Here is a 13197-nt window from a genome sequence, read left to right as displayed (position 1 = left end):
TATACGCCATTTTACAATCCTGTTACAGATTGAAATGTCGCTTTTGCTATGTCTAATATGGCCTTTCGTTCGCTATAAATATTAGAAATCACTATGACCAGCACAACACTCGACAACGAACAGGCCACCGTACCGGTTAACTCGCGTAATAAGGTCGTCGTCGCTTCACTCATCGGCACTGCCATTGAGTTCTTCGACTTCTATATCTACGCTACCGCAGCGGTAATCGTATTCCCCCATATCTTCTTCCCGCAGGGCGATCCGACGGCGGCAACGCTGCAATCGCTGGCAACGTTCGCTATCGCCTTCGTCGCTCGCCCTATTGGCTCCGCGCTATTCGGCCATTTCGGCGATCGCGTGGGGCGTAAAGTCACGCTGGTTGCCTCGCTGCTGACCATGGGCATTTCAACCGTGGCGATCGGCCTGCTGCCGAGTTATGAAACCATCGGCATCCTGGCACCGGTACTGCTGGCGCTGGCGCGTTTTGGTCAGGGCCTGGGGCTGGGCGGTGAATGGGGCGGCGCGGCGCTGCTGGCCACCGAAAATGCCCCGGCGCGTAAGCGCGCACTATACGGCTCATTCCCTCAACTGGGTGCGCCAATCGGCTTCTTCTTCGCCAACGGGACCTTCCTGCTGCTTTCATGGCTGCTGACCGACGAGCAGTTCATGTCCTGGGGCTGGCGCGTGCCGTTTATCTTCTCTGCGGTGCTGGTGCTCATCGGCCTTTACGTACGCGTATCGCTGCACGAAACGCCGGTGTTTGCCAAAGTGGCCGCCGCCGGGAAACAGGTCAAAGTGCCGATGGGCACGCTGCTCAGCAAACATGTCCGCGTGACCGTACTCGGCACCTTCATCATGCTGGCGACCTATACGCTGTTCTATATTATGACCGTCTATTCAATGACCTACAGTACGGCTGCCGCACCGAACGGTCTGGGGCTGCCGCGTAACGAAGTTCTGTGGATGCTGATGCTGGCGGTGATTGGTTTTGGCGTGATGGTGCCGATTGCAGGCTTGCTGGCGGACCGATTTGGCCGTCGCCCAAGCATGATCGTCATCACCAGCCTGATCATCCTCTTTGCCCTGTGCCTCTTCCAGCCGCTGCTGGGCTCCGGTAATCCGGCGCTGATTATGCTGTATCTGCTGGTGGGCTTGAGCCTGATGGGTCTGACCTTTGGTCCTATGGGGGCGCTGCTGCCGGAGCTGTTCCCGACAGAAGTCCGTTATACCGGAGCCTCCTTCTCCTACAACGTGTCGTCTATTCTGGGCGCATCCGTGGCACCGTATATCGCGGCCTGGCTGCAAAGCAACTACGGATTGTTCTACGTGGGTGTGTATCTGGCCGCCATGGCGGCACTGACCTTAATCGCACTGCTGTTGACGCACGAAACGCGTCACGAATCCCTGTAAGCACCTCTCCGCTGGCCTACGACGGCGTGGGCCAGCGTCATCCTAAATCAATCATCAGCGTGTCCAGTGTCGACATCGGCACCGGCCGGGACAGAAAATAGCCCTGTGCCGCATGCGCCGGCGATTGCTGAACTTCTCGCCACTCCTCCAGTGTTTCAACGCCTTCAACGATAACGCCTTCGCAGTAGCGGTTCATCAGCTCCAGCAGCAGGATAAACAACTTGCGACCTTCCGGGGTTTTGCGCAGCATGATGAACAGATCGCGCGCCACCTTGATATAGTCGTAGCGCACCTCATTGAGCGCCGAGAAGTTCGCCATCCCGGTACCAAAGTCATCCAGCCACAGCGGGCCGAATTCGCACAGCGACGCAACCGTTGAGTCCTGCGGCAGCGGCATATGTTCAACCAGCTCAAAACGCAGCCACGGCAGCGTTTCAATCATCGTTCTCAGGATCCTGTCCTGCCGCATTTCCAACAGCGTCGGCGCGTCGACGTTAACCGACGCCAGCACCTTGTTCTGCACAAAAAAGTGTTTCTTTTTTGCCAGCATCGCCACCTGTTCTTTGATGACGTGGATCCGCTGGCCGATAGAGACGGCGGCAAAGTAACGATCCGGGGCAATACGCTTTTGCGGTTGAGAGGGATGGGTCACTATCGTTAGCACTTCGATCGCCATCAGGCGGCCTTGGGTGGTGTAGATAGGCTGGTAGGTATAGACGCGCTCACACTCTTGCCAATAACGCAGCTGCTCGAGGTTTTCTCGCTCCGCATCAGGAACTCTCGCCCGCTGGCTCACCTGCTTTAACGTCATTTAAGCTTCCTGTGAATAGAGGGTCAGAGGGTCTGGTGTTTAGGTTATCGGCGTGCCGATTGAGAACTTTATGTTCAATGTCGCCATTTTATTTTTCGTAGACGATGACAAATACGTCGTAATACGCGCTAGCTCAAAAAAAATAATGGAACGTTGTTTTAATATAGTTGACCACCGATTAGCCACAGCGCACACTACGAAAAATTTACCGAATCAGGTTGATGACTATGTCTAAAAAAATTGCCGTGATTGGCGAATGCATGATTGAACTGTCCGAGAAGGGCGCACAAGTTAACCGCGGCTTTGGCGGCGACACCTTAAATACGTCCGTCTATATTGCGCGTCAGGTCTCCCCTGCAGAACTCAGCGTCAGCTACGTCACCGCGCTGGGTACCGACACTTTCAGCCAGCAGATGATGGACGCCTGGCAGGCAGAAAACGTTAAAACTGACCTGATTCAACGCATGAATGACCGTATGCCGGGCCTGTACTACATCGAGACCGATGACACCGGCGAGCGCACCTTCTACTACTGGCGTAACGAAGCAGCCGCCAAATTCTGGCTGGAGAGCGAGCAGTCTGCCGCTATCTGCGAGCAGCTGGCGAACTTTGACTACCTGTATCTGAGCGGCATCAGCCTGGCGATCCTCAGCCCGTCCAGCCGTGACAAGCTGCTGGCGCTGTTGAAACAGTGCCGCGCCAACGGCGGTAAGGTTATCTTCGACAACAACTACCGTCCGCGTCTGTGGGCTAGCAAAGAAGAGACCCAGCAGGTTTACCAGCAGATGCTGCAATGCACCGATATCGCTTTCCTGACCCTCGACGACGAAGACGCGCTGTGGGGCGAGAAGCCGGTTGAAGAAGTGATTGCCCGCACGCACGCCGCTGGGGTGAGTGAAGTCGTCGTGAAACGCGGTGCAGATTCATGCCTGGTCGCCATCAAGGGCGAAGCGCTGGTCGATGTTCCGGCAGTTAAGCTGCCGAAAGAGAAAGTCGTCGACACCACCGCCGCTGGCGACTCCTTCAGTGCGGGCTACCTGTCCGTGCGTCTGACCGGCGGCGATGCCGCTGCGGCGGCAAAACGCGGTCACCTGACGGCGAGTACCGTGATCCAGCACCGCGGAGCGATTATTCCACGCGACGCGATGCCTGCTTAAGGTTTCGGGTATAAAAAAACCTCTTCCGGTTGGGAGAGGTTTTTTTTCGTCTGGAGGGAGTGCCAGGAATTTGCACGCTCGGTTCCCTCTCCCCTTTGGGGAGAGGGTTAGGGTGAGGGGATACCGCGTGCTCACTGCGCCGGCGGAATATCCGTCACATCCAGGTGGCTATCCTCCGTCACCGCCCCGCCTTCCGGTTTGGTGGCCAGCATGATCTTGTTCCAGGTGCTCTGTAGATCCTTCATATTGAACTCGGGCTCACCCGTCGGCTGCTGTAAAATCAGCGCCATATCCTGCGACAGCTGCTGGCGAAGATCCTGATTCAGCATCTCCAGCGTCAGCGAGTCAAGGAAGCTCTGACGCAGCTTCTGGTACTGCTCCGGCGCGATATCCACCACCTGATTTTGCAGCGAACGCATACGCTGGCTAATCAGCACGTCGGTATCCATACGCGCGTAGGTCGTAAACAGCTTTTGCAGCTCCAGCTTTTTCTGCGCCACCAGCGCATCAAACTCATCTTCCGGCAGGCCGTTCTCACGGACCTCAGCCAGCTCGCGCGCCACCAGCCCCAGATTGCCTTCCAGTTTTTCACCCGGAGAATCGAGATTAATACCGCACTGCGCACGCAGGTACAGCACGCGGCAGTCAAAGCCGAGGCCGATATCCTTCATGTTAGTGCGGCTCAGCTTCTGCTGAACGTGCCAGAACAGCGCCTCGCGGGCCAGGTCTGCGCGCCAGTAGCGCAGCAGCGCTGCCGACTCACGAATCGGTTGCCACGGCGCATCCCACATAATCGAGAGACGGTCCTGGCGCACGGCATTGGTCATAATGCTGACCGCTTCCGGGCGCAGCGGTGACAGCGTCGGCACGGCCGCCGGCGTTTCGCGTTTGCCCTTCAGCCCGCCGAAGGCTTTGCTGATTTGCTCGATGGTTGCACGGCTGTCGACGTTACCCACCACGATCAGCGTCATCGCGTCCGGGGTGTACCATTTCTGGTAAAACTCCGCGACCTGTTTGGCATCCACCGGCATTTTCAGCGGCTCAGCCGGATCGTGCCCCAGCATGGTGGAGCCTTTCAGGCGATAGCGCCACCAGCCTTCTTTGGTATCCTGCGGCCAGGTTGCCACCATATCCTGCACGCCCAGCGCGTAGCTGACGGTTTTCTGGTCGATCTCGAGCTTACCCAGCGAACTGGACAGCCAGTTCAGCGCCTCTTTTTGCAGGTCGCTGCGGCTGTTAGGCAAGCTCAGGTTAAAACGGGTGTAATCATACGAAACAATCGCCGGCGGCAGCGGGCGCTTTGGGTCAATGCTCTGCTGCCACAGAGAACGCGCCTGCATGGTTGGCAAACCGCCGCTTTGCGTCAGCGCGATACGAGGAATAAGGTGGCTGTAGCCAATTTGCTGCGCGCTTTCATTAAGCGAGCCAATATCAACCGAGAGCCGGATTTCGACACGGTCACTCGGGCGCTGCGGCGTGGCCAGAACCTGCCACTGGAAGCCGTTAGGCAGCGTACCTTGTTGCCAGGCCGGGTCCGGCTGGAGCGTTTCTGCCTGCACATAGCTGGCTGCTGCCATCATCAGCAAACCACCGGCTAAAAGTCGAATTTTTGTGCCCTGCATGTGAACCCCTGATGAACGTTCCTGGTTACAAAGGCAACCGCACGCGGCGATTGCCTAAAATAATGAAGTAAATACGTCAGTTAGACCACACGATCGCGAAAACGTCACATGGCTGATAAAAATAAAATGCGCGACAGCCCCAGGCTATCACGGCCAATCAATGACGCCGCCTAATTATGCGCAGGAGCCCGCACTCCAGCAAGGGAGTACGGGCGTAACAGGAGGGATTAAGAGGATAATTCGTGCGATTTGTTCGCGGTCGGACGGTTATTGAGCACGTCGTCCATCTGTTTCGCATCAAGCTGCTTCACGCGCTTGGCAACGACGATGGTCGCCACGCCGTTACCAATCAGGTTGGTCAGCGCACGCGCTTCAGACATAAAGCGGTCAATCCCCAGAATCAGCGCCAGACCCGCCACCGGCAAATGCCCTACCGCCGAAATGGTGGCCGCCAGCACGATAAAGCCGCTGCCGGTAACACCCGCCGCGCCTTTTGAAGACAACAGCAGCACCACCAGCAGCGTCACCTGGTGGAAGATATCCATGTGGCTGTTGGTCGCCTGGGCGATAAACACCGCCGCCATCGTCAGATAAATCGAAGTGCCATCGAGGTTAAACGAATAGCCGGTTGGAATAACCAGCCCCACCACCGACTTGCGGCAGCCCAGCTTCTCCATTTTATCAAGCATACGCGGCAGCGCCGATTCCGAAGACGAGGTCCCCAGCACAATCAGCAGCTCTTCTTTGATGTAGCGGATAAATTTGAAAATGCTGAAGCCCGTCGCCCGGGCAATAGAGCCCAGTACCACGACCACAAACAGGATACAGGTGATGTAGAAACAGATAATCAGCTGCCCCAGTTGCACCAGCGTACCCACCCCGTACTTCCCGATGGTGAAGGCCATGGCGCCGAAGGCACCAATCGGCGCAAGGCGCATAATCATGTTGATAATGCCGAAGATCACCTGTGAGAAGCTTTCAATCACGTTGAAAATCAGCTGACCTTTATTGCCCAGACGGTGCAGCGCAAAACCAAACATCACCGCGAACAGCAGCACCTGCAGGATGTTACCGCTGGCAAACGCGCCGATGACGCTTGACGGGATAACGTCCATCAGGAAAGCGATAATTCCCTGATCTTTCGCCTGTTCCGCGTACATTGCCACCGCTTTTGCATCCAACGTCGACGGATCAACATTCATGCCTGCGCCGGGCTGAATCACGTTAACAATCACCAGGCCAATAATCAGGGCAATAGTACTGACCACTTCAAAATACAGCAGCGCCACCGCACCGGTACGGCCCACCGCCTTCATGCTTTCCATGCCAGCGATCCCGGTCACCACGGTACAAAAGATAACCGGCGCGATAATCATTTTAATCAGTTTGACGAAGGCATCGCCGAGCGGTTTCATTTGCGCGCCAATTTCCGGGTAGTAGTGACCGAGCAGCACACCGATCACTATCGCGGTCAGCACCTGGAAATAGAGGCTTTTGAAGAAAGAGGTTTTCATAGGATGTCCTTAAGCTATAGACACAGGAAAAGTAGGGTTTATTTTCGCCTGTGCGCACAAAATAACATCCAAGAAACATAATCGAAATATTTGTACGTTTATTTGATACTTAATTGTTAAATCTTTGAGCTGACACGCACAATCACAATCTTCAGTCGCTCGGCAGCAGTGATTTCTCCTGGCCCAGATAATCCTGCTCAAACACCTCCATCGGCACCGCGCGGGCAAATAAGAATCCCTGTAGGACATCGACATCTGCGGCACGCAGCCAGGCATATTGTTCTTCGTTTTCAACGCCTTCAGCAACCATTCTCAGGTTAAGGCTGCGCCCCAGCTGGATGATGGCCGCGACCATGCTGGCGTCCTCCGGCAGCGTATCAATAAAGATTTTATCAATTTTCAGGATGTCGACCGGAACCGACTTCATATGCTGGAGCTGACGCAGCCCGGCATAACCCATGCCGAAATCATCCAACGCAATGCGTACTCCGGCATTGCGTAACGGACGCAGAATAGCGACCGCTGCTTTCGGATCGTCAATGCGGCGGCTCTCGGTCACTTCCAGTACCAGAGTGCCCGGCGCGATGCGGTAGCGGTTAAGCAGCGCCAGCATGTCGGACACCATATCGTGATGCAGCAGCTGCAAAGCAGAAATATTCACCGACAGCGGCAGCATAATCCCGCGCGATTGCCATACCGCCAGCTGACGACAGGCTTCTTCCAGCACCCAGTGACCAACGGTAACCATCAGCCCGCAGGATTCAATGCTATCAATCAAATCGTTCGGCAGCGCCCAGCTGCCGTCCGGCTGGCGCTGGCGCAGCAGCACCTCGGCGCTACAGACTTTACCGGTGGCCGTTTCAACCTGCGGCTGAAGCCAGAGAGAAAACCGCTGGTTATCGAGCGCCGTCAGAATATCGCTCTCTTCGGTGAGCCGTTTCTGCGCATTGGCCATCTGTTCCGGGTCGAAGAATTCAATCTGATTCTTCCCCTTGCGCCGCGCGGTAAAGGCGGCGGAAAGCGAGCGGCGATAGAGTTGCTCCGCCGTCAGGCCGTCGTTGTACATGGCAATACCAATGCTGGCGCTCGGGCGTAGCTGAATGCCCTGCAGCGGCAACCGTTCATTTATGGTAGTGAGCACTTGCTGACCTAACGTAATTGCATGCCACGGTTCTTTGATGCCGTAGGCCAGAATCGCAAAATCGTAGCCGCTGACCTGTGCCAACACCATACGTGGGGTGATCACCTGCTTAATTTTCTCAGCCAGCGTCAGCAGCAGCATCTCGCGCTGCGCCTCTTTCAACACGCCAGCGGTGTCCTGCAACGTTTCGCAGGCGATGGCCAGCAGCGCAACCGGTGATTTGCGTGCCAGACTCTGCTCCAGCAGCCCCAGCAAGAAGGCTTTATTCGGCAGATCCGAGATCGGGAATCGCGTTGACTGACTGCTCAGCTCGTCATACTGGCGCAACAGCGCCTGCTGGTTGCGGTTATAGCTGCGTACCAGCGTACCGATCTCATCGTCATGGTGCAGGCGCGGCAGCGCGAGCTGGTGCCCGATACGATCGGCCCCCGGCAAATCGTGAATTTCATAGGCAATGCTGCGCAGCGGCCTGACGATCAGCCTGTTGATGCACCAGGTCAGCGCAACGGTGAGGATCAGAACTAAAAGGAAGTAAGCAGTCACTATCGTTGCCAGGGCGCTCATCACAAACTTATACATGCGCCAGGAGTCAGCCTGAAGCACCAGATACGCCAAGGGCTGCGGATTTGCCGGGCGTTCCAGCGAATAGAGCGGCAGCGAAATCTGCACCGGCAGCTCGAAAATTCGCGTGATGTTCACCGGCACGGGACGCTCCGGAATAAAGCTCATGCGCAGCGCCTGAAACTGGTTGGGCAGGACGACATCCGCCCGGCTGACAATACCCGACGGCTGAATACGGCCAAGAATGGCTTCGGCTTCGGGAATATCAGCCTTAAGAATGGCAGCCGACAGGGGCTGGCGTACGGAGCGCGCGATACTCTCTAACTGCGTGGCCGTGTTATAGCGATCCTGCTGCACAAAGTGGAACAGTAAAATGAAGCAAAAGATAAATAAAAACAACATGGTAACCACAGCTACCATGGCCATTTGTTTTATAGTAAGTGAACGGCTGACGCGCAAAAGAGCTCTCCACAGGTACGAACGTATTGCTCAGGCATTGAGAATAACGAGGCTGGCGCCAAAGTCAAAATGGACTCCGGCGCAATAATTATAACCCGGCGTGATGCCGGGTTATATAAGACGAATACCTAATCCGGGTAGACGAATTACCAGTCGGCGTAAGGCACAAGCGGCTGGGGCGGCATATCGAGGTCACCCTGCCAGCCTGCGGCAGAGTAACGGACGTACAGCAACGCATGGCTTGGGGTGTAGTCTTTCGCCTGCTGAATATCCACGCCGGCGCCGATAAACCAGTTGGACGTCACGCGACGTTCGATAATCGCCCGCGCGGTATAGCCATAGCCCTGGCTGCTGCCGCCGTGGTTGACGTCATCGCTGGCATCTTCCTGCCACTGCGAAGGTATCAGATTCATCAGCGGATAACGCGGTTCAGTACGGGTACGCGAATGCGACCAGGAGACGGAACCGCCCAGCTCCCACGACCAGTTTTCCGTACGCTGACGCCAGTTTATCGGCACGGCGAAGGAAACGTACTCCTGCGGACTGTAGTAACCGCCCTGACCTAACGTATAACCGCTCAGATCCTTCTGGTAGTGCCAAATCATATTGTTCAGCCCAACGGTCACCCGACGGTTATTCTCATTAATGACCTTGTAGTAATAGCCGGTCATCCAGCGCACGCGCCAGTTGTCGGCAACGTTCTTGCCGGTTAACTGGTCGCCGCTTAGCGAGGCCCACACGCCGTTGGCTTCGCCTTTATCGTAGCTCAGACTGACGCCACCGCCGTTAGCGCGTACCCCGCCCCAGGTGGTGCCGGGATGGTCGCCGCTGCTGTTATCTTTTTGCCCGCCGAAGGCCAGCAGCGAGCTGGAGACCGGGCGACGATGCGCGTTCAGCGTATAGCCAAACGGGCCCAGATCGTTGCTGTAACTCAGGCTACCGACGATATCCACCACGTTAAAGCCAATCGGCGTGGTGCCAATGTCGGCGTTCCAGGTGTCATTTTTCCAGCCCACGGCCACGCTGGCCCCGCTGTCGCTCTGATTGGCCGAGCCATTACAGCGGGCCAAATCACAGGTCCCCCACTGTTCTTTGTGGTAGCCATTTTTGTCGGTCGAGAAGCTGCCGGCATCCATATTCACCAGATCGGAACGGAAGAACATGCGGCCATCGGCCAACGGCGCATCGACCTGAAGCATGGTGGTGTGCGCTTTCAGGTCCGAATAGCCGCCGGTGCCCTTGGAGCCCCAGTAATCGTGCTCCAGAGTCACGTTGAGATCCTGCTGACGGTACAGATCGGCGGCGTCGCTACGCACGCCGCGCTTGAGCCAGTCATCTTTCTCATCGTTGCGCGTCAGACGCGTAAAAGTGTCGTTATCCTGCGGGCGCGTTGGCGTAATGCCCGTTGCTACCATCGCATCTTTATACGTTTCCAGCGCCTGCTGCGGGTTACCGTCCTGCGCCTGATAGCGTGCCGCATCGCGCAGCACCATAGCGCTTTCCATCGACGGCGGCTGTGCTTTGGCCTGCGGCACTATCGCCGTCAGCATTTTCTGCGCTGTAGCGGTGTCACCCAGTTGCGCGTTCACCAGCGCGATACGCCGCTGGGTATTGAGCGAACGCTGCCCTTCCGCGGGGACTTCCGCAAGCTGTTGACGCGCCGCCAGACGGTTGCCATCGGCGGCATAGACTTCGGCCAGCCCCAGATGCGCATCTTCATCATGCGGATCTTTTGCCAGCACCGCGTTGTATTCAGCAAGCGCGGTGGCGCGGTCGCCCCGCTGCTGCGCCCAGTCGGCCAACGTCGAATGAATGCGCGCAGATTCCGGCTGTTGTTTCAGCAGCGCAATCGCCTGCGCCTCCTGTCCACCGTCACGCAGGCGGTTCGCCTGCGCCAGCATCTGGTCGCTGCGCAAGCGCTGATCCAGCTCGCGAATGTTGTCGGTCCACTGCGATGACGGCAGCGCGGCCAGATGCGTTAGCGCTGCCTGGTCCTGACCGTTTCCGGAAAGATACAGTCCGTTGGCGTAGACCTGATCGGCATCGGTCGGTTTTTTACGCGCCAGGTTGAGCATCAGACGGTCGGCTTCGCCGCGCTGCCCCGCGCTCACCAAATCGCGTGAGAGACGATAGGTGATCCACACATCGTCAGGCGACAGCGCCAGACGCTGACGCTGTAGCGCCGCCGCCTGCGCCCACTGCCCGCTGTTTTCCAGCGCTTCCGCCTGCTGCGAAAGGCGATCGTTGGTCAGGCTGCGTTCAATATCATCAATACTACGACGCTGGCTGGCCGAGAGTCCGTTGATAAAGGCAGTGGCTTTCTCCGGTGACTGGGCGCGATAGATATTAGCCAGACCACGTACCGCGCTGCTGTTGCCGCGATCGAGACGCAGCGCCTGCTGGTAGTAGCGCTCCGCGCTGGCGCTGTCCTTACGCGCCATCGCCACATCGCCCAGCCCCAGCACCGCATAGCTGTCGGTCGCATCCAGCTTACGCGCCTGCTGATAGAAGCCCTCTGCCTGCGCCAGGTTGTTGGCCTTCAACGCCGCATCGCCTTTACGAATCAGCGGCCAGTACAGTTGCCAGGTTTGCGGTTTGTTCGCCTCGGCTTCGGCCTCTTTGGCTTTCGCGAGGAAAACCGGGTCCGCCAGCTGTTTTTGCTGCTCCGCCAGCAGCGCCCGTGCGCTGTCCGCCGATTCGCCGCTGGTAAAAATCAACAGATAGCGCTGAAGCGCCTGTACGCTTGACGGGCTGGCGGGCTGAGCTTTGATAGCTTTAAACCAGATATCGCCTGCCGGCCCGCGGCCGCCCGCCGATTTCGCCATCTGTTCCAGCACCGCAAACGCCGCGTCGCGCTGGTTATCGCCCAGCAGTGTATTTGCCAGCGTCATTTGCAGGCCAACATTTCCCGGGTTTTTCTGGTTCAGCGTCTGCAGATGTTTGAGCGCCTCATTGTGGCGCGCGGGCAGCTTCACCACCGCGGTCCAGTACTCAACGGCATAGTCGCCGTCCGGCGGCGGGCCGTTGAATGCTTTCTCATATTCGGCCAGCGCTTCCGGCACGTGGCCGGTGGTCGCCAACAAACGCGCCTGCTGTAGCGCCTGGCGCCCGGCATCCGTATTGAGGCCAATTTCTGCGCGCGAAGCGTTATATTCAGCCGAATCTGGCGCCACCTGCCCCAGTTTTTTCAGCTGCTGCTGCGCGCCAGCGGTATCGCCCTGACGCAGCATGTAGCGCAGGCGAGCCGCCAGCACCTTCGGATTATTGGGGTTAATCAGCTCCAGACGATACAGCGACTGCTGGACCAAATCGTCGCGCTTACTGGCTTCCCCCAGGCGCACCTGGTTGAGCAACTGCTCTTCTGCCGACGTATCCGCGAAGGCCGGCTGCACCAGCGACAGACCCAGAGAAAGTGTGAGTAAACTTAGTGTGAATTTGCGCATTCCTGGCCCCAATCAGGTAGGAGTTCGCCGCGGGCGCTGAAGCGAAAACGATGTTGATCCCAGCCCTGACCAAAGAGGGTCAGAACATAACTGTAATAAGCATCCGCGCTGGGAAAATGGTCGGCAACGCGCTGGCGCTGAGCGGCCTGGACGTCACGATCTTGTAAGAACGGCAGAAGGGAAGCCGAAAAGCCCACCGGGCCATCGCCGGTCACTTTGCCCGTGGCGATCGCCACTTTTTCCGGCGGGAGCCCCTGTCTGGCGGTCTGCGCCGCCATGGCGTTAAAGCGTTTAAGCAGGCGCGCTTTTTGCGGATCGGCATCGTGCATCATGCCCACCCACAGGTAGACGCGAATGGCATCATAGCTGCCGATAATATTCGCGTCTTTCAGCTGCCAGCCCTTCCCTTTTTCGTAGCTCACCCAATCCGGGGAAAAGCCTTTCGGCGCGGTGTCGAGCAGCAGTTTGAGGTTAGTATCGCGCAGCGTCGTCCACGGCGCGCCGAAGCGGCTGAAGTACTGCGCCAGCTGCGGCGGGAGGTAGCTTGGGTTAAAGCGCCAGCGCGTCTCTTCGGCAAAGCCGACGCGGCCGGGCAGCAGCATCAGCCCCAGCCCAGGCACCTTCACCACTTCGTCGTCGGCAATCTTCGCCAGCAGCGCTTTGCCGGTAGCCGTATAGTCGTCGTTTTTCCACAGCCGACCGGCTTCCAGCAGCGTCCAGGCAATCCAGACATCAGAGTCAGAGGCAGAGTTGCTGTCCAGCACCGTCCATTCCTCATTGCTCTTTTTACCCCACAGCCAGGCCGGAAGTCGCTCGCGCAGCGAACCCTGCGCGAGGTTATTCTGCGTCCAGCTCAGCAGGGTGGCGAACATCTGCCGATCGTTCGCCGCCAGCGCAAAGAACAGCGCGTAGCTTTGCCCTTCCGAGGTCGTGATTTTGCGCGCATCGCTGGGATCGATCACGCGCCCTTCCGCGCTAACGTAATCCTTTTTAAACTGCTCCCAGGCAGGCCAACCGCAGGCGGCCTGCGCCTGGCCGCCCAGGGCGCACAGCAGAACGATCCAGCTCAGTATTTTCAT

At 57.6% G+C, this 13197-nt stretch carries 8 protein-coding genes; 2 read left to right on the top strand and 6 right to left on the bottom strand.

The window, feature by feature from the left end; all coding sequences use genetic code 11:
- The first annotated feature begins 87 nt into the window (after nucleotides 1-87).
- On the top strand, nucleotides 88-1410 hold the full coding sequence (locus H7R76_RS01400; RefSeq protein ID WP_106925038.1) for an MFS transporter: 1323 nt from the start codon (nucleotides 88-90) through the stop codon (nucleotides 1408-1410).
- A gap of 37 nt (nucleotides 1411-1447) precedes the next feature.
- On the opposite strand, the gene pdeH is transcribed toward H7R76_RS01400, so the two are convergent.
- The gene (gene pdeH / locus H7R76_RS01395; protein WP_182966810.1) at nucleotides 1448-2221 is read right to left on the bottom strand and encodes a cyclic-guanylate-specific phosphodiesterase; all 774 of its coding nucleotides are present in this window, start codon (nucleotides 2219-2221) and stop codon (nucleotides 1448-1450) included.
- A 227-nt stretch (nucleotides 2222-2448) separates the two neighbouring features.
- On the opposite strand from pdeH, the gene kdgK reads away from it, so the two are divergent.
- On the top strand, nucleotides 2449-3378 hold the full coding sequence (gene kdgK / locus H7R76_RS01390) for a 2-dehydro-3-deoxygluconokinase (protein WP_106925036.1): 930 nt from the start codon (nucleotides 2449-2451) through the stop codon (nucleotides 3376-3378).
- Nucleotides 3379-3509: 131 nt separating this feature from the next.
- On the opposite strand, the gene H7R76_RS01385 is transcribed toward kdgK, so the two are convergent.
- The 5 genes from H7R76_RS01385 to bcsZ form a co-directional block, all read right to left on the bottom strand.
- Nucleotides 3510-5000: a M16 family metallopeptidase gene (locus H7R76_RS01385; protein ID WP_106925035.1), complete on the bottom strand. Its 1491-nt coding sequence runs from the start codon at nucleotides 4998-5000 to the stop codon at nucleotides 3510-3512.
- A gap of 227 nt (nucleotides 5001-5227) precedes the next feature.
- Nucleotides 5228-6514: a dicarboxylate/amino acid:cation symporter gene (locus H7R76_RS01380; RefSeq protein ID WP_106925034.1), complete on the bottom strand. Its 1287-nt coding sequence runs from the start codon at nucleotides 6512-6514 to the stop codon at nucleotides 5228-5230.
- 151 nt (nucleotides 6515-6665) lie between these two features.
- Complete coding sequence (gene hmsP, locus H7R76_RS01375) at nucleotides 6666-8675, bottom strand: biofilm formation regulator HmsP (protein WP_182934575.1); 2010 nt, start codon at nucleotides 8673-8675, stop codon at nucleotides 6666-6668.
- A gap of 146 nt (nucleotides 8676-8821) precedes the next feature.
- Entirely contained in the window at nucleotides 8822-12118 is a 3297-nt protein-coding gene (bcsC, locus tag H7R76_RS01370; RefSeq protein WP_182966807.1) for a cellulose synthase complex outer membrane protein BcsC, read from the bottom strand.
- A complete protein-coding gene (gene bcsZ / locus H7R76_RS01365) occupies nucleotides 12100-13197 on the bottom strand; it encodes a cellulose synthase complex periplasmic endoglucanase BcsZ (protein ID WP_106925031.1) in 1098 nt (365 codons plus the stop codon). Before bcsZ ends, bcsC begins: the two co-directional genes overlap by 19 nt.

It is taken from the genome of Klebsiella sp. WP8-S18-ESBL-06, assembly GCF_014169755.1.
In the GTDB taxonomy this organism is placed as follows: Bacteria; Pseudomonadota; Gammaproteobacteria; order Enterobacterales; family Enterobacteriaceae; genus Kluyvera; species Kluyvera ascorbata_B.
The sequence above is the reverse complement of the archived record's forward strand: the minus strand, read 5'-3'. Positions and strand labels throughout refer to the sequence as shown.

Bases quoted from the DNA above. Each gene is read 5' to 3' on its own strand.
- kdgK (WP_106925036.1), top strand. From the start codon at position 2,449: ATGTCTAAAAAAATTGCCGTGATTGGCGAATGCATGATTGAACTGTCC.
- bcsZ (WP_106925031.1), bottom strand. From the start codon at position 13,197: ATGAAAATACTGAGCTGGATCGTTCTGCTGTGCGCCCTGGGCGGCCAG.
- H7R76_RS01380 (WP_106925034.1), bottom strand. From the start codon at position 6,514: ATGAAAACCTCTTTCTTCAAAAGCCTCTATTTCCAGGTGCTGACCGCG.
- bcsC (WP_182966807.1), bottom strand. From the start codon at position 12,118: ATGCGCAAATTCACACTAAGTTTACTCACACTTTCTCTGGGTCTGTCG.
- H7R76_RS01385 (WP_106925035.1), bottom strand. From the start codon at position 5,000: ATGCAGGGCACAAAAATTCGACTTTTAGCCGGTGGTTTGCTGATGATG.
- pdeH (WP_182966810.1), bottom strand. From the start codon at position 2,221: ATGACGTTAAAGCAGGTGAGCCAGCGGGCGAGAGTTCCTGATGCGGAG.